The organism is Haloterrigena sp. KLK7, from assembly GCF_037914945.1.
GTDB lineage: Archaea > Halobacteriota > Halobacteria > Halobacteriales > Natrialbaceae > Haloterrigena > Haloterrigena salinisoli.
In genome coordinates this window covers 152,504-168,303 of record NZ_CP149787.1, presented here as the reverse complement: position 1 = coordinate 168,303, position 15,800 = coordinate 152,504, and the positions used below count along the sequence as shown (strand labels likewise).

Genomic DNA, 15,800 nt, shown 5'->3' with positions numbered 1-15,800 from the left:
GATCGATCGCGGGTCGGTTCAGAGGCCGCCGGAGACGACCTCGAGCAGTCGGAGCGCGACCAGCAACAGCACGGTCAGCAGGACGACCCGTCGGATGATGGCCCCTCTCGTGGTCCGGATCCGGGAGCGGTCCGAGGGATGGAAGCCGACGGTCCACAGGGTGGCGATCGCGCCGACGTTGATCGCGATGAGGTTGACGGCGACGACGACGAGCGACCCCAGCACGGCCGCGGGCTCGCCCCACGCGACGCCGACGCCGACGACGCCGATCGGCGGCATGATCGCGGCCGCGATCATCACGCCGATGAGATCCGTAATCCCGGTCGTCGCCATCCCGAGTCCGCCGGCGATGCCCGAACAGACCGCGACGGTCACCAGCAGCGACGGCGGCAGGCCGTGGCTGCCCAGCCCGAGGCTCGCCTCGAGGTCGACGACGGCCGCGACGACCGACGACGTCCGGGCGAACACCGCGAACGCGAGCGCGCTCGCCATCGCGACGCCGATCCCGGCGAGCTGGAGCTCGATTCCGCGGACGAACAGACGGCGGTCGTCGAGCACAGTCGCGACGCTCGAGGCCATCGCGGGCCCGAGCAGCGGCGCGATCACCATCGCGCCCACGAGGACCGCCAGCGAGTTCAGCAGGACTCCCGTCGTGGCGACGATTCCGCTGATCGCGGTCATCGCGGCGAAGATGACCGGCGAGGGCAACTGCGACCGGGCCTTCGAGCGCAGTTCGCTCCGCGAGATGCGCTCGAACGAGAGCCACTCGCCGCGCCGTTCGGGCGTCCCGTCCCAGCCGCTGCCGACGATCGCCATCGGTTCCTCGACGACGATGGTGACCTCGCCGGCGACCGACCGCAGGTCGTCTTCCAGCGGTTCGACCGCGTTCGCGGGCGCCGGGACGGTGATCGTTCGATCCTCGCCGTCGCCGTGGTCGGCGAGGCTGTACTCGAGGTCGTGGCGATCGATGACGGCCCTGACCTCGTCGGTCGTCGACTGCGAGCCGGTGAGCACCGTCAGGAGTCGCATATTCGACGTTCTCGTTCCGGGGGCGGGCCGACGAGATCCGTCGCGGTCGATCACAGTACGGCGAGTGCATCGGGATCGGGAGTCGAGTCCTCGGGGTAGGTTTTCGCGAGCAGCGATCGAACGGTTTCCCGGATCGTCGCCAATCGATCGATGCGACTCTCACAGCACGATCCGCCACACCGGGCGACCGGCCCGTCGGCCCCCTCGGCGTACGTCAACCGCCCGCTGCACTCGGGACACCGGGGTTCGACGTGAGCGCCCATCCAGTCGACGTCGAAGCCGTCTCGAGCGAGCCGATCCCCGAGCGCTAACCAGACGATGACGTCGCGTTCCTGTCGGCCCGTCGCGGTCCGCTTGAGTCGACCGAGCGCCAGTGCGGCGCGACGGTACAGGTCGTCGTCCGCTTCCGCGTGGCGACGGTGACACCGCCGGAAGTACGTCAGGAGTGCGCGTCTCGAGGAACGGCGTTTCCCCGTGGTGAGCGGGGCCTCGAGGGCCGCGTTCGGCGAGAGATCGTCTGACAGTGGAACGCGTTCGGGGCGGCCGCGTTCGTCGTAGTGGACCTCTCGCGAGAGAGATGCACCGCTGGTCGGACAGAATGCGTGTTCTCCGATCATCGTTGGGGGGAATCGATCGAACCTCCAGTCGGGTTCGACCGGGAGACGAGCCTAACGGTGCCAGTGACATAAGGTGACACGATACTGGAAGCCTCTAGAATAAATTTATGTACTCATCTGTTTTCTTAAACGACGATACTTCGTCTTTTGTACGGAAATATTAGGTAATTATACAACTTATTGGTGGTCGGTTCGTATCGCGGCTGCACCATGTCACGTGGTGATCTCATCTCCGTCGATTCGACCGACCGCGCGCCGTGGTACTGGTACGTCCTGATCGGGTATCCCGCGTTGAGTCTGCTCGGGATCGTCTCGCTCGCCCGGCTCACGGGCGGCGGCTCGGTTCTGGCCTCGAGTCTCGGCAGCGTCGCGCTGCTGATCGTCATCGCCGCCGCCGGCGCCGTCACGCTCCCCGCGATCTGGCGAGACGTCGAATTCGTCGAGGCCGAGACCGACGCGTGGACGCCCGATCGACAGATCTACGTCGGCGCTGCGGTCGCGGCACCGCTGGTTCTGGGCCTGCTGTCCGGACTGGCGGCCGGGTTCGGCGTCGCGATCGCGATCGCCCTCGTCGCGTTTCTGCTCTCGACGGTGTCCGTCTGCGTCGCGTACCTCTACAACCGGTACCGAACGGTCGGCCTGATGGCTCGCTGAACCCCACTGCGACCGAACCGGCGAGACGACGCTCGACGTGTCGATCGTCGCCGCGAGCGCGACGCGTCGGTTCGTCGGTCCACATCCTCTAGGTTTCGTCCATATTTTTACGCCATAATCTATTAGGCACCGGTGTCGGAAGGCCCGGACGACGCGCCATCGGCGCGGATGACCTCCCGGCCTGACAGCACAGTCGCCACTATCCACTGGCGCTCGACCCCGACCTCTCGGGCGTGTCGATCGCCCGACTCGTCCTCATCCTCGTCCTCGTTCATCCACCATGTACGTAGTCACGCAATCGATCACCGACGCCGCCACCCTCGTCCCCGCGGAGACGCGGCCGTTCGTCTCGCTCGCAGTGGCGGCGGTCGAACACGGACTGCTCCGTCCGAGAGCGCTCGCTCACGGCTGGCCGACCGGCGCGGGGTTCGTCTCCCCGAACGCGAACGACGGGAGCCTCGAGTTGGCGGCCCGCCTCGTCGGCCTGCTCGGCGTCGTCCTGTTACGGCTCGTCGAGGGCGTGGGCATCGCGTTCAAGATGGCCTGGGAGACGTGGTGGGCGCTCGTGCTCGGCTTCACGCTCTCCGGCGCGATCCAAGAGTTCCTCTCCGAGGACCAGATCACGGGCTACCTCGGCGACGACAGCTGGCGAGCCGTCGCTTACGGCTCGTTCTTCGGCGCGTCGTCCTCGAGCTGCTCGTTCTCGGCGGTCTCGATGACCCGGTCGCTGTTCACGAAGGGCGCGTCGGCCGCGGCCAGTCTGGGCGCGTTCCAGTTCGCGAGTACGGATCTCGTGCTGGAACTCGCCTTGATCGTTCTGCTCCTGCTGGGCTGGCAGTTCGCCCTCGCCGAGGTCGTCGGCGGCCTCGTGGCGATCGTCGTCCTCGCGATCGTCTACCGTCGGTTCGTTCCCGAGGCGTGGATCGAACGCGCACGAGAGCACGCCCGAGCGCTCGAGGAGACCGAGTGTGCCACCTGTGGCATGCGTGCGGATCCGGCCGACGAGGAGACGATCGAAGCGACGGTCGACGGCCAGCGGCGATACTTCTGCTGTGGCGGCTGTCGCAACGCGTACGATCCCTCGGCCGACCGGGAGCCGGTCACCGCCGGTCCCGAACTGCTGTCCGGCGACCGCTGGAAGTCGGCGACCGCGAACGCGATCCGCGAGTGGGACATGCTCTGGCGGGACATCCTGCTGGGCTTTCTCATCGCCGGCCTGCTGGCCGCGTTCGTGCCGAACGCGTGGTGGACAGCCGTCTTCGGCGTCGGTGCCGAGGGTAGCGTCGTTCGGCTCGTCTCGAACGTCATCCTGGGTGCCGTCGTCGGCGTCGTTACCTTCCTCTGTTCGGTCGGGAACGTCCCCTTCGGGGTCGTCCTCTGGCAGAACGGCGTCTCCTTCGGCGGCGTCCTCGCGTTCATCTTCGCGGACCTGCTGATCCTCCCGCTGGTTCAGGCCTATCGCCGCTACTACGGGATCCGGATGGCTGCCGTGATCTTCGTCGCGTTCTTCCTCGCAGCAGTGACCGCCGGTCTCGCCGTCCAACTGTTGTTCGGCGGGCTCGGGCTCGTCCCGCCCGTGAGCGCAGCCGGCGGCACCGTCCCCGGGACGTACACGGCCCTCCTCAACGCCGTCGCCATCCCGATCCTCGCGGTGCAGGTCTACGTCGTCCTCGAGCCGGAACAGCGCGCCCGCATCGGCGACCGGCTCGCGCCCCACGTCGCCGGGCTCGTCATCCGCACCCACCAGCTCCTCGAGCGGATCGCCTACGCGCTCGAGGACCGCGGGCTGGAGTGAGTTCTCGGTCGGCACCGATCGCAGTCCCCGTCGGCCCTCCGAACCGCTTCCCCGTCGTCCCGTCCGGCGTCTCGAGCCGGTCGAGCGCCCGACCGCCGCTCCATCGCCGACCCGTTACAGTCATCGTCTCACCACCCATGACCCCACAACCGACAGCCACGTCCGACCGAACCGATCCCGTCCGGATCGTCTGTCTCGTCACGCTCGTGGCGAGCCACGGACTGATTCGCCTCGCCGAACGCTACCTCCCCGAGTTCGTCGTCGCGATCGGCCGCGGGCCGATCGTCGCCGGTGCGCTGGTGACGCTCGGTCTGGGCGTCGCCGCCGCGGCGGCAGAGCGCTCGAGCGATCCCACCGCCGCCGAGACGAGGGCGATCGCGCCGACCGCGGCCGCGGTGGCGTCCGCGCTGATCGCCGCGGTCGGCCTCCTCGCGTGGGCGGGCGCGCCGACGCTCGATATCCTGCTGGGGACGCCGCTGTCGTCACTGGGATGGCTCGCGGTCGGGATCGTCCTCCTCCAGGCGTGGCACGTTCGCGGCCCCGCGAAGGGCCTGTGGCCGACCGATACCCGCGTCGCGTCGCCGCCCTCGAGCGCGACTGCGGTCCCTGACGACCCGTCGAGCCGGCGTGGAGCCGTCGACGCTCGGCCGACGCGGATCGTCGTCGGTGCCATCGGCGTCGCCGCCGCGGCGGTGTTCGCGGCGGCCGCCGTCGCGAGCGCCGATAGGGTCTCCGCGGGATTCGCGCTCGTCGCCGCGGCCGCCGCTGCGGTCGGCCTCGTCGGCGCGGTCGCGCTCGGTTCGGTCGGGGAGCGATCGCCGCTGCTCGGCGACCGTTCCCGTCGCGAGGGAGTCGAGCGCGACACCGACGTCGCGACCGACGCCGACTCGGCGCTCGGCGCCGTCAGCAGCGCCGCCTCGAGGCTCCCCGACCGCCGCCGCTGGGCGGTCATCGGCGACGCCCTCGTCAGGGTCGCGCTCGCCGGTAGCTGGCCGTTTCTGATCCTGCTGGTCGTCGAGTATCGGTCGATCGGGCTCTCGATCGGCGGCCTCTCGCTGGCTCCGGCCGCCGTCTTCGGCCTGTTCGTCCTCGCGGAGGCCGCGGGCGCGATCGTCGGTGCGGTCGCCGCTCCCGCGCTCGCCTCGCGGCTCGATCGCCGGGCGCTGCTGGCCGTCGGTCTCGCGGTCGTCTCGCTGCTCCCGATGGTACTCGTGGCGGCCCCGCCCAGTGCCGGTATCGTCGCCGTCCTGTTCGGTCTGCTCGGCTGCCGGACCGCGATCGAACCGCTCCGGCCGACCGTCGGGGCGAGCGCTCGACCCGCCCCGGTTCCCGGCCCGCGGCTCCCCGACGCGGTCAGGACGGCGGTGCGGTTCGCCGTCGTCCCCGCGCCGTTGATCGGCGGGCTCCTGTACGCGGCCGATCCGATCTTCGCGTTCACCGTCGCGACGACGGTCGGCCTGCTCGGCGTTCGCGAACTGGGTCGGGCGTTTCAGTTCGACCGACGATGACCCGATCGACCGCACCGCGACGGGCGCTCGAGGCGGTCGACCGGTGGTCGGCCGGCCGCTCGAGCGTCGCTCACCGACGACTCGGTCGCTGGCACCTCGCGCTGGCGCTGGTGATGGGACTGTGGGGCGGGCTCGACGCGCTGTTCCTGCGAACGGCGCTGGTCACGCCGTCCCTCGATCGGTGGACGGCCGAGACCTACAACGCCTTCTTCACGACCCACGGGCTGACGATGCTGTTCCTGTTCGCGCTGCCGGCGATCTGGGGAGTCGCCTACGCCGCCGTCCCCCCGCTGATCGAGGCCGAGACCGTCGCCACGCCGACCCTCGGCGCGGTCGCGTTCTGGCTGCAGGTCCCCGCGGCGCTGTCGATCAGAGCGGGCACGATCGGCGGAATCCTCGGCCTCGCGGGCCTCGAGCCGGTCGCGAGCGGCTGGACGCTGTATCCGCCGCTGAGCGTCCTGTCGTCGAATCCGGCCGTCGACGCGCTCCTCGTCGGACTCGCGCTGGTCGCCGTCGGGACGACGCTGACGGCGTGGACGCTCCTCCGGACGATTCGGCGCGGTCGCGAGATCCGGTGGCTCGACGTCGACACGTTCACGTGGACGGTGCTGACGGCCGCGGCGATGTCGCTGGTCGCCTTCCCCGTGCTGGCCGCGACGGTCGCGCTCGTCCTCGCCGACCGGACGCTCGGCACCGCGTTCCTCGTCGGCGGCGGCGGCCCGCTGGTCTGGCAACACCTGTTCTGGTTCTTCGCCCATCCGCTCGTGTACGTCGTGGTGTTACCGCCGATGGGGATCGTCAGCCACGCGGTGCCGCGGTTCGCCGGGCGGCGGCTGTTCGGCCGCCGGTCGTCGGTCTACTCGACGCTCGCCGTCGGCGTCGTCTCGTTCACCGTCTGGGCCCACCACATGTTCGTGACCGGCGCGGGCCTCTCGGTCCGGACGGTCTTCATGGTCACCACGCTGGCGGTGGCGCTGCCGAGTTCGGCGAAGCTCTGTACGTGGCTCGTGACGCTGTGGGGCGGCTCGATCCGGTACACCGCCCCGATGGTCGCGTCCCTCGCCGCCGTCGGCTTCTTCGTCGTCGGCGGCGTCACCGGCGTCTTCCTCGCCGTCGTGCCGATCAACGTCAAGTACACCGGGACCTACTACGTCGTCGCCCACTTCCATCTGCTGCTGGCCGGCTTCGTCGGGCTGGCGCTCGTCGCCGGGGTCTACTACTGGTATCCGCTCCTGACCGGGCGGCGGCTCGAGCCGCGACTCGCTCGCCTGCACGTCCGGCTGACGATCGGCGGCGTCGCCGTCACCTTCGGCGCGCTCCTGCTGGTCGGTCTCGGACAGCTCCCCCGCCGCGTCGCGACGTATCCGGCGGCCTACGCGCCGCTGCATCAGCTGGCGACGGTCGGCGCCTACGTCATCGCCGCCGCCCAACTGGTCTTCCTCTGGAACCTCGGCCGATCGCTGCGGGTCGGCGAGCCGGCCCCCGACGATCCGTGGGCCCTCGAGGAGGGGCCCTCGCACGCCCGCGAGTGGCGGTGATCCCGTCTCTCGGCCCACTCTCGCTCCCCCGTGGCCGTCCGAACCGTTCCGCTCCGCGAGCCGCCGGCTCGGCAGTCGCGGCGGCTCGTCGCATCGACGCGAACGACCGCAGATGCGCGCGGTCAGCCCACTTCCGCGGCGATCCACACTACACCCATGTCCACTACCGCAAGCACCGACGTCGCACTGATGCTCCTGCAACTGATCGCGGTGACGATCCCCGCGACCGTCGTCCTGATCGAACAGTTACGTCGGTCGGGGAACCTCGAGTGGCAGTTCCGGAAGCTGAGCTTCGGGCTCGTGCTCTCGAGTATCGCGCTGCTGCTCGCGGCCGCGACCGCCGTGATGGCCTACTTCGTCGCGAGCCTCCAGTTGTCGGCCGCCGTCTACGCCGGGCTGATTCTCGTGATCCTCGGCCTCCCGCCCCTCGGAGCGTTCGTCGGGGTTCTCTACCGCGAACACCGGATGGAGTTCGGTCCCTGAGGACCCTCGCTACGTCCGGACCCGGCCGGGTGCGGGTTCGACTCCCGCGCGTAGCTTCGGCGGCTTCGCCGCCGATGACGCACCGATGTCCAATCACGCTTCGACTGACACCGACGACAGTGACGAACCGACTTCCGACGAGAACACGGAGCCGCGTCCGCTGGTGAACCTGACCGGATTCAAACGCGATCAGCTGTTCGTCATCCGGATGCTCGCGGAGCGCAATCCACACGGGCTCGTCATCAAGGACAAACTCGACTGCTACTACGACGAGGAGATCAACCAGGGGCGGCTCTACCAGAACCTGGCCGAACTCGTCGAAGAGGGATACGTCGAGAAACACCCCCTCGACGGACGAACGAACGCCTATCGTCCGAGCACACGCGCCAACCGACGCCTCGAGGAGCACCACGAGTGGGAACGGCGCTGTCTGGTCTGTGAGTCGCCATGACCGGTGCTCCCGCGCTGCGGTCCCGACGGCGGCGATCGCCGGCGGTCCCAGCGACGCTCGTCTCGACTCCACCCGTATCGGCGGCGTCACCGGTCTCCGGCAGTTCGACCGGCCGACGCCATCGAACGGAGAACCGACTCGCCGACCGACCAGTCAGCCGTCCGAGCGGCGACGCATCCATCGAGACACCATGATCCCGTTTCACGACACTTCCGACGCCGATCGAACAGCCCCCGATCTCGCTGCGCCGTGGACGTACGCGACGACCGCGACGCGGCGACTCGGCGTGCCCGACGAGATCGAGCAACGGCTCCTGCATCCCCGCCAGCGCCAGCGGATTTCGGTTCCGTTCGAACGCGACGACGGGACGCTCGACGTCTGCGAGGGCTATCGCGTCCGCCACGACGGCGTCCGCGGCCCCTACCTCGGCCCGCACCGCTACTACCCGGCCCTGACCGGCGACGACTGCGCCGGACTCGCGGCCGCGGCGACCGTCAGCGCCGCGATCGCTGACCTCCCGTTCGGCGGCGCCGCCGGCGGGATCGCGGTCGATCCGACGGCGCTCTCCCGGGACGAGCGGGTTCGGCTCACCCGGTCCTACGCGAGGCGCCTCTCCGACGGCGAACGCGGCGACGTCCTCGTGCCGGGCGTCGGCACGAATCAGCGAACGATGGCGCGGTTCGCCGACGCCGCCACCGATCGCGTCGACGCCCCCCGGACCGCGACGGTCGCCGGCAAACCGCCGGCCATCGGCGGTCTCCGGGAGATCGACAGAGCGGAGGGCCACAGCGTCGCCCACGTGACCCAGGAGATCCTCGAGACCGACTGCGAGCGGCCGCTGTCCGACGCGACGATCGCCGTCTACGGCGTCGGCGTCCCCGGCGCCAGGGCCGCTCGCCTGCTCGAGTTCCGGGGCGGTACCGTCGTCGCGATGTGTAGCGACCGGGCCGGGCTCGTCGCTCCGGACGACGGGTCCGGACTCGATACGAATCTCGTCCCCAGCTACCTCGACCGACCGGGAGCGATCGCCGAGTACGAGGACGGCACGGTGACCGGCACCGAAAACGTCCTCGAGCGGGACGCCGACGCGTTGCTCCTCGGAGCGCCCGAGACGGCGATCACCGCCGAGGACGCGGACGGGATACGGGCCGACCTCGTCGTCGAAGGGACCGTCGGCGCCGTGACGCCGGACGGCCAGCGCGCCCTCGAGGAGCGCGGTATCACCGTCGTTCCGGCCGTACTGGCGTCCGCCGGGCGGGCGGTGGCGGCCCACCTCGAGTGGGTCCACAACGTCGGTCGCGATCGGATGAGCGACGCGCGGGTGTCAAACGAGTTCGCCTACGCGCTCACCGACGCGGTCGACGACGTGCGCGACCGCCGCGAACGGTGCGACCTGAGCTGGCGGGACGCGGCCTACAGCGTCGGGCTCTCCCGGGTCGCCGGCGCCCACGAGGTGATTCGGTGATCGATCGCGTCGACGAGTCGCTCTCGGACGCGCTCGAGTGGCTCCAGCGGGTCGGGTCGGCCGAATCCGACGATCGCGACGCGAGCGACGGGGAGAGCGGCCGGGACCTGATCGGCGGCGACGGCCGAACCGACGGTGACGACGAAGACGCCGAAGACGCCGATCGGGCGACCGATGCCGACGCCGACGCTGACGCCGGCGGACGGCCGAACGGGTCCGGCGGTGACGGCATCGCGACCGACGACCGCGGCGGTTGGAACGCCGTCGAGTCGCCGACGTCGCGGACCCTCCACGGGGTCGTCCACGGGCAGAACGGCCCCTACGCCTGCGGCGAAGGGGGCCTCCTGCTCCACCGGGCCGACGACGACTGGCGGGTCGTCCTCGAGCGCGGTCCCGGCGTCTCGGAGAACACCCTCCGGTCGATCGCCGCGACCGACGACGGCTGTCGGCTCTGGTTCGCCGGCGACAGCGGCGCGCTCGGGTTCTACGACGTGGCCGACGGCTACTTGAGCGACTACTCGGCGCCGATGGAGAAGACCAGCACGTGGGAGGCGATCGCCGTCTCCGGTCAGACGGGGTCCGAACGCGTGCGGATCGCCAACGGCTCCGGCGAAGTCCTCGACTGCGTCGTCGAGGACGGCTGTCCGGTCTGGGGCGAGGTCGTCGAACCCGGCGGCGGGTCGACGATCCCCGGCCTGACGGCAGGCCCGGACGGGTTCTACGCCGTCGACACCAGCGGCGGCGCTTACCGGGAACCCGCCGACCCGGCCGACGGCGCCGCCGCGACCGACGATTCGGCGGAGCGCGATCCCAGAGACGGCGAGCCGGCCGATACCGAACCCACCGACACCGAGCCCGACGAGTGGGAACGGATCGGCGTCAGAAACGCGCAGGTCGACTTCCAGGACGTCTGGGCCGGCGACGAGTCGGTGTTCATCGCCGGCGCCGACGGCATCGCGTACCGATACGATCCCCACTGTGAGAACTGGACGCCGCTGCACGTCGGACAGGGCGCGCTGCAGGCGATCCGCTCGCTCGGCACCGACGCGGTGGCGGTCGCGACCGGCGGTAGGATCTACGAACGCGACGCCAGCATCCGCTGGACCGCACTCGACGCCCCGACCGAACAGTCGCTGCTGGGCCTCGCCCTCGCCCGCTCGAGCGCCGATACCGACGGGCTGGCGACCGTCCCCGTCGACGTCGCCGTCGGCGCCGGTGGCGTCGTCCTCGAGCGCGACCGCCGCGAGCGACCGAACGGCGGTGACCGCCGTGAGTGAGCGACGGCCGTCCAGCGGCCGGATCGCCCTCGTCGGCCGCCGTCACCGTGCCCGATCCGGATCGCGTTCCGACCTCTCGTCCCCCGCGTAACCGATGATTCCCGACACGTCACTCCCGTTCACTGATCGCATCGATCCCGACGCGCTTCCGGTCCCCGAGGTCCTCGTCCTCTCGCTGTCGGCGCTGCTGTGGTTAGTCCTCGTTCAGGGGTGGCTCCCCGGGCCGGGCCCCGTACCGGCCGGCCTCGAGGCGCCGATGGACGCGCCCGGCGTCCCCGAGACGGCGGCGATGGCGAACGGGCTCGGCGGCGTCGCGGCGTACCTGCTCACGTGGGGCGCGATGATGCTGGCGATGATGCTCCCGTCGCTGCTGCCCGTCGTTCGGCGGTATCGATCGGACCTCTGTGACTCCGTTTTCGTCCCGTCGATCACCGCCTTCCTCGGCGGCTACGGGCTCGCGTGGACGCTCGTCGGGGCCGTTCCGCTGGCGGTCGCCGCTCTGGTTTCGATTCGCGACCTGCTGACCGGGACCGTAATCGGCGTGAGCGTCGGTGCGGTCGCGGTCGGCGGCCTGCTCGCGTTCGCGGGCGGCTACCAGTTCACGTCGCTGAAACGCGACCTGCTCGCGCGATGCGGGTGTTGCCGGTCGGTCCACCATCGGCCGTCCGTCGCTCGAATGGCTCGCGAGGGTCTCGAGTACGCCGCGAACTGCATCGGCTGCACGTGGCCGCTGTTCGCGCTGATGGTCGCGCTCGGGTCGATGAACCTCCTCGTCATGGTCGGCCTGACGCTCGTCGTGTCACTCGAGCGGCTCGCGGCCGACGGGGACGCCGTCGCCCGCGCCCTCGGCGTCGTGTTGCTCGGCGCCGCCGCGTTCACGCTCCTGTTCGGTGTCCCGGCGGTCTGAACCGCTTCGTTCGGGCTTCGATAGCCGTAGCGATCGTTCGGATCGCGGTATCGAACCTCGTCGGGAGCCGCGCGACCCGGCGCTATCTGGCCGCCTCGAGTTCCTCGAGCGCCTCGGGGTTCTCGATGCTGCTCATGTCGCCCAAGTCCTCGCCTGTGTAGGTGGCCTCGATGGCCCGGCGGATGATCTTGCCCGACTGGGTCTTCGGGAGGTCGTCGACGAACAGGATCTCGCGCGGGCGGAACGGTTTTCCTAACTCTTCGCCGACCTGGGCCCGCAGTTCCTCCTTGAGGTCGTCCGATTCCTCGTGGCCGTCATCGAGGATGACGTAGGTGACGACCGCCGTTCCGGTCGTCTCGTCGGGGGCGCCGATTGCGGCGGCCTGGTTGACGGCCTCGTGGTCGATGAGTGCCCCCTCGACCTCCGCCGGTCCCACTTTGCGACCCGCCACGTTCAGCGCGTCGTCGGCCCGGCCGTGGAGGAACCAGAAGCCGTCCGCGTCCTTCTGGGCCCAGTCGCCGTGGTCCCACATCGGCGGGTCCTCGAACGTCGACCAGTACTCGTTCAGGTACCGCTCGTCGCCCGACCACAGCGACTTCGTCATCGAGGGACAGGAGTCCTTCGCGACGAGGAAGCCCCGCTGGTTGTCCTCCCTGACGGAGTTCCCGTCGCGATCGACGATGTCGATGTCCATACCCAGTCCGGGCCCGCCCAGCGTACAGGGTTTCAGCGGCTGGGTCGGCATCGGCATCAGGAAGCAGCCGCAGATTTCGGTGCCGCCGGAGATGTTGATGATCGGCGCCTCGCCGCCGCCGACGTGCTCGTAGAACCAGCGCCAGGATTCGGGGTCCCAGGGCTCGCCCGTCGAGCCGAGCACTCTGAGCGAGGAGAGGTCGTGGCCCTCGAGCCAGTCGTCCCCGTGCTTGCGCAGCGCCCGGATCGCCGTCGGCGAGATGCCGAACTGCGTCAGCTCGTGCCGATCGATCATCTCCCAGAAGCGGTCCGGTTCGGGGTGGTCGGGCGCGCCCTCGTACATGAAGACGGTGCCGCCGAAGGTGTGGGTGCCGATGAGCGTCCACGGCCCCATCATCCAGCCGATGTCCGAGACCCAAAATAAGCGGTCGGCGGGCTTCAGGTCCATCCCGAAGTAGACCTCCTTGGCGCACTGGATCTGCACGCCCGCGTGGGTGTGGACGATTCCCTTCGGCTTGCCCGTCGTCCCCGACGAGTAGAGGAGCATCGACTCCTGGCTCGAATCCAGCGATTTCGTCTCGTACTCGTCGTCCGCGGTCTCGACGGCGTCGGCCCACCACTCGTCGCGGTCGTCGGTCCACGGGATCTCGTGTTCGTTCCGGGGATCGCTCGAGCCGAGTCGGTCGAAGACGATCGTGTGCTCGACGTGGCCGGCCTCCTCGATGGCCTCGTCGGCAGCCGACTTCAGGAAGACGGGGTCGCCGCGGCGGTAGAAGCCGTCGCCCGTAAAGAGCACCGAACACTCCGAGTCCGCGATCCGGGTCGCCGCCGCGTCGACGCCGAAGCCCGAGAAGATGGGGACCGCGATCGCGCCCACCTTGAAGCAGCCGTAGAGGATCGAGACGACCTCGGGGACCATCGGCATGTAGAGGCCGACCGTGTCGCCGGTCTCGATGCCTCGCTCCTCGAGGGCGTTGGCGACCATGTTCGACTGCCGGTGTAGCTCGTGGTAGGTGACTTCCCGGATCTCGCCGTCCTCGCCCTCCCAGATGGTCGCGACCGTGTTGCGCCGCTCCTCGTCGACGGCGGCGTGTCGGTCGAGGACGTTGTGGGCGATATTGATCTCGCCCCCGGGGTACCAGTCGGTGAACTGCGGTCCGTCGCTGTCATCGCGAACCTCGTCGTACTCCTCGTAAAACTCGATGTCGAGGTAGTCGACGAGCTCGTCCCAGAACCAGTCGACTCCGCTCTCGGGCTCCCCGTCCACCTCGCTCGTCGTCCGCTCGATGAGTTCGTCGTAGTCGTCGATCCCGTACGTCTCCATGAAGTCGTAGACGTTCGTCGATTCGACGAACTCCTCGCTGGGCTCGTGGACGATCTCGTCGACGTCCGCGAGCGCCGGGTCTGTTGCGTCGGACATCGTTACTCGTAGGTAAGGGTCATGCCACCATCAAACAACAGGTCGCCGCCGTCTAAGTGTCGGCCGAGGTCCGAGAAGCCCAGCAGGAAGAGGTTGGCGACGTCGACCGGTTCCATCATCTCCTTGACGCGGGACTGGCCGAGCATGACGTCCTCGATCACCTCGTCGACCGAGATGCCGCGCTGCTCGGCGGTGTCCTCGAGCTGGTCGGTCACCAGCGGCGTCTTCACGTAGCCCGTGCTGATCGAGTAGGCGCGGATCTCCCCCTCGCCCTCGGCGGCGATCGACTGCGTGAGCCCGCGCAGGCCGAACTTCGAGACGTTGTAACCGACCTTGTCGCTGGTGACGTAGTGGCCGTGGACCGAGCCCATGTTCCCGACGCAGCCCCGCCCGTCCTCGGTCTCTCGGAAGTGCGGAATGCAGAGCTTCGAGAGGTACAGCGGGGCACGAAGCATGATTCGATGCATCACGTCGTAGGTCTCCATCGGGAAGTCCTCGATCGAGTCGATGTGTTGCATCCCGGCGACGTTCGCGAGGTACTTGATATCGCCCAGTTCGGCGGCCTCCTCGACGATCCGTTCTATGTCGTCGTCCTCGGTCAGATCGCCGACGACCGACTCGATCTCGCCCTCGAGACCGAGTTCCGCTCCCCGGTCGACGGTCCCGGCGAGGCCGTCCTCGTCGATGTCCGTCGCGGCGACGGTGAGGCCGTTCCCGGCGGCGGCGAGCGCGGTCGCGCGGCCGATTCCCGACCCGGCTCCGGTCACGAGACAGACGTTGCGATCGGTAAAGGCGTCGTCGTCGATCCGGTGAATATCCTCGGCGGTCACGGTCGGTGGCGTCACCTGGTCCTGTGACATTTCGTTTAGCTACCCTCGGAACGCGCTAAAAGACGCGCGTTAACATATCAACGAGCGCTCGAGGAGGCGCCTCGATCGTCGCAGTGCCGATCAGTGCCGGCCGATTTCGATCGGTAATCTCCGATTTCGAGAGGGGCGTGCTCGCGAACGAGTGATAGATCTTAATACCCTGTGTGTGGTTCACTCGCTATCAATGATCGATCTCGATATCGATATGCGCCAGTACGACTGTCCGTTCATCGACACGACCGACGATGTCGAGATCGCCTTCTCGGCCGTCCAATGGCAACTCGATACCGACGACGAGCAACTCGAGACCCGGCTCATCGCGCGGGGAGAGTCGACGGGCGCCCTCGAGGACGGGCTCCACGCGCTTCGGGACCACCCGAACATGCGCGAGTGTTACATCCTCTCGAAGCGGGAGAACGTCGCCGAGATCGGGACGACCATCGAGGAGACCAACGCGATGCGGACGATCCAGCGAAACGGCGGCTACATCACCGGCCCCTTCCACATCGAGGACGGGCACGAACAGTGGCACGTCGGCTTCGACGACGACGCCGACGAGGATCACGCGTTAGCCGAACTCGAGCGACACAACGACTACACCGTCGCGGACCGCGACCAGTTCGGGCCGACGGAACTGTTCGATCTGCTGGAAAACTCCGACAGCGCGCTCCGCCTGCTCGAGGGCTGTCGGTCGCTGACCGAGACCGAACGCGAGACCTTCGAGACGGCCGCCCGGGAGGGCTACTACGAGACGCCCCGAGCGACGACCCTCGAGGACCTCTCGAACCACTTCGACGTCTCGAAGACGGCCGTGTCGATGAACCTCCGCCGAAGCGAACGCAAGGTCCTGCAGGCGGCGCTGTCGGCCCTCGAGAACATGGACGAGACGGTGACGCAAACGCGCTGACCGTCGGCTGCACTGAGCGGACGGTCACTGCCGTACTGGCGGGATGGCCGCAATCGCCCTGTACCCGTTCGTTTCGCCCGAAAACGCGACTCGTTCGTCTCCAGACGGTATTCTGTTCGCGCGACTGAGCCGACTGTGGACAGCAGCCACTCGCTCAGGTGGGCGCTCGGCTATCGGTTAGTGGCGG

The 15,800-nt window shown here is 69.1% G+C and carries 15 protein-coding genes; 10 read left to right on the top strand and 5 right to left on the bottom strand.

Annotated elements, in window-relative coordinates; translation table 11 throughout:
- Positions 1 to 18: 18 nt before the first annotated feature.
- Both WD430_RS00840 and WD430_RS00835 read right to left on the bottom strand, forming a co-directional pair.
- Complete coding sequence (locus WD430_RS00840) at positions 19 to 1,029, bottom strand: TIGR00341 family protein (RefSeq protein WP_339104146.1); 1,011 nt, start codon at positions 1,027 to 1,029, stop codon at positions 19 to 21.
- A 50-nt stretch (positions 1,030 to 1,079) separates the two neighbouring features.
- On the bottom strand, positions 1,080 to 1,646 hold the full coding sequence (locus WD430_RS00835; protein ID WP_339104145.1) for a hypothetical protein: 567 nt from the start codon (positions 1,644 to 1,646) through the stop codon (positions 1,080 to 1,082).
- A 210-nt stretch (positions 1,647 to 1,856) separates the two neighbouring features.
- On the opposite strand from WD430_RS00835, the gene WD430_RS00830 reads away from it, so the two are divergent.
- Positions 1,857 to 2,300 (top strand): hypothetical protein, encoded by a 444-nt coding sequence (locus WD430_RS00830; RefSeq protein ID WP_339104144.1) that lies wholly within the window; start codon positions 1,857 to 1,859, stop codon positions 2,298 to 2,300.
- A gap of 122 nt (positions 2,301 to 2,422) precedes the next feature.
- On the opposite strand, the gene WD430_RS00825 is transcribed toward WD430_RS00830, so the two are convergent.
- Positions 2,423 to 2,575 (bottom strand): hypothetical protein, encoded by a 153-nt coding sequence (locus WD430_RS00825; RefSeq protein ID WP_339104143.1) that lies wholly within the window; start codon positions 2,573 to 2,575, stop codon positions 2,423 to 2,425.
- 5 nt (positions 2,576 to 2,580) lie between these two features.
- Between WD430_RS00825 and WD430_RS00820 the strand changes: the two genes are divergently transcribed.
- The 8 genes from WD430_RS00820 to WD430_RS00785 all read left to right on the top strand — a co-directional run bounded on the left by WD430_RS00820 (position 2,581) and on the right by WD430_RS00785 (position 11,724).
- Positions 2,581 to 4,095, top strand: a complete 1,515-nt coding sequence (locus tag WD430_RS00820; protein ID WP_339104142.1) for a permease — start codon at positions 2,581 to 2,583, stop codon at positions 4,093 to 4,095.
- A 137-nt stretch (positions 4,096 to 4,232) separates the two neighbouring features.
- Complete coding sequence (locus WD430_RS00815; RefSeq protein ID WP_339104141.1) at positions 4,233 to 5,603, top strand: transporter; 1,371 nt, start codon at positions 4,233 to 4,235, stop codon at positions 5,601 to 5,603.
- Entirely contained in the window at positions 5,600 to 7,141 is a 1,542-nt protein-coding gene (locus WD430_RS00810) for a cbb3-type cytochrome c oxidase subunit I (RefSeq protein ID WP_339104140.1), read from the top strand. Before WD430_RS00815 ends, WD430_RS00810 begins: the two co-directional genes overlap by 4 nt.
- A 156-nt stretch (positions 7,142 to 7,297) precedes the next feature.
- Positions 7,298 to 7,624 carry a hypothetical protein gene (locus WD430_RS00805; protein ID WP_339104139.1) on the top strand — a complete coding sequence of 109 codons (327 nt, stop codon included), beginning with the start codon at positions 7,298 to 7,300 and terminating at the stop codon, positions 7,622 to 7,624.
- Positions 7,625 to 7,709: 85 nt separating this feature from the next.
- Positions 7,710 to 8,075, top strand: coding sequence for a helix-turn-helix transcriptional regulator (locus WD430_RS00800; protein WP_339104138.1), 366 nt, complete (start codon positions 7,710 to 7,712; stop codon positions 8,073 to 8,075).
- A 190-nt stretch (positions 8,076 to 8,265) separates the two neighbouring features.
- Positions 8,266 to 9,540: a Glu/Leu/Phe/Val dehydrogenase dimerization domain-containing protein gene (locus WD430_RS00795; protein ID WP_339104137.1), complete on the top strand. Its 1,275-nt coding sequence runs from the start codon at positions 8,266 to 8,268 to the stop codon at positions 9,538 to 9,540.
- Positions 9,537 to 10,817, top strand: a complete 1,281-nt coding sequence (locus WD430_RS00790) for a hypothetical protein (protein WP_339104136.1) — start codon at positions 9,537 to 9,539, stop codon at positions 10,815 to 10,817. The genes WD430_RS00795 and WD430_RS00790 overlap by 4 nt, the downstream gene beginning before the upstream one ends.
- Before the next feature lie 94 nt (positions 10,818 to 10,911).
- On the top strand, positions 10,912 to 11,724 hold the full coding sequence (locus tag WD430_RS00785) for a DUF2182 domain-containing protein (protein ID WP_339104134.1): 813 nt from the start codon (positions 10,912 to 10,914) through the stop codon (positions 11,722 to 11,724).
- 82 nt (positions 11,725 to 11,806) lie between these two features.
- On the opposite strand, the gene WD430_RS00780 is transcribed toward WD430_RS00785, so the two are convergent.
- Both WD430_RS00780 and WD430_RS00775 read right to left on the bottom strand, forming a co-directional pair.
- Positions 11,807 to 13,837, bottom strand: coding sequence for an AMP-binding protein (locus WD430_RS00780; protein WP_339104133.1), 2,031 nt, complete (start codon positions 13,835 to 13,837; stop codon positions 11,807 to 11,809).
- Between the two features lie 2 nt (positions 13,838 to 13,839).
- On the bottom strand, positions 13,840 to 14,697 hold the full coding sequence (locus WD430_RS00775; protein WP_339104132.1) for an SDR family oxidoreductase: 858 nt from the start codon (positions 14,695 to 14,697) through the stop codon (positions 13,840 to 13,842).
- A gap of 193 nt (positions 14,698 to 14,890) precedes the next feature.
- On the opposite strand from WD430_RS00775, the gene WD430_RS00770 reads away from it, so the two are divergent.
- Positions 14,891 to 15,613, top strand: coding sequence for a helix-turn-helix domain-containing protein (locus WD430_RS00770; protein ID WP_339104131.1), 723 nt, complete (start codon positions 14,891 to 14,893; stop codon positions 15,611 to 15,613).
- Positions 15,614 to 15,800 lie beyond the last annotated feature (187 nt).

What these genes read in the sequence shown, in the direction of transcription:
- WD430_RS00840 (WP_339104146.1), bottom strand. Translation starts at nt 1,029, where the DNA reads ATGCGACTCCTGACGGTGCTCACCGGCTCGCAGTCGACGACCGACGAG.
- WD430_RS00835 (WP_339104145.1), bottom strand. Translation starts at nt 1,646, where the DNA reads ATGATCGGAGAACACGCATTCTGTCCGACCAGCGGTGCATCTCTCTCG.
- WD430_RS00830 (WP_339104144.1), top strand. Translation starts at nt 1,857, where the DNA reads ATGTCACGTGGTGATCTCATCTCCGTCGATTCGACCGACCGCGCGCCG.
- WD430_RS00825 (WP_339104143.1), bottom strand. Translation starts at nt 2,575, where the DNA reads ATGAACGAGGACGAGGATGAGGACGAGTCGGGCGATCGACACGCCCGA.
- WD430_RS00820 (WP_339104142.1), top strand. Translation starts at nt 2,581, where the DNA reads ATGTACGTAGTCACGCAATCGATCACCGACGCCGCCACCCTCGTCCCC.
- WD430_RS00815 (WP_339104141.1), top strand. Translation starts at nt 4,233, where the DNA reads ATGACCCCACAACCGACAGCCACGTCCGACCGAACCGATCCCGTCCGG.
- WD430_RS00810 (WP_339104140.1), top strand. Translation starts at nt 5,600, where the DNA reads ATGACCCGATCGACCGCACCGCGACGGGCGCTCGAGGCGGTCGACCGG.
- WD430_RS00805 (WP_339104139.1), top strand. Translation starts at nt 7,298, where the DNA reads ATGTCCACTACCGCAAGCACCGACGTCGCACTGATGCTCCTGCAACTG.
- WD430_RS00800 (WP_339104138.1), top strand. Translation starts at nt 7,710, where the DNA reads ATGTCCAATCACGCTTCGACTGACACCGACGACAGTGACGAACCGACT.
- WD430_RS00795 (WP_339104137.1), top strand. Translation starts at nt 8,266, where the DNA reads ATGATCCCGTTTCACGACACTTCCGACGCCGATCGAACAGCCCCCGAT.
- WD430_RS00785 (WP_339104134.1), top strand. Translation starts at nt 10,912, where the DNA reads ATGATTCCCGACACGTCACTCCCGTTCACTGATCGCATCGATCCCGAC.
- WD430_RS00780 (WP_339104133.1), bottom strand. Translation starts at nt 13,837, where the DNA reads ATGTCCGACGCAACAGACCCGGCGCTCGCGGACGTCGACGAGATCGTC.
- WD430_RS00775 (WP_339104132.1), bottom strand. Translation starts at nt 14,697, where the DNA reads ATGTCACAGGACCAGGTGACGCCACCGACCGTGACCGCCGAGGATATT.
- WD430_RS00770 (WP_339104131.1), top strand. Translation starts at nt 14,891, where the DNA reads ATGATCGATCTCGATATCGATATGCGCCAGTACGACTGTCCGTTCATC.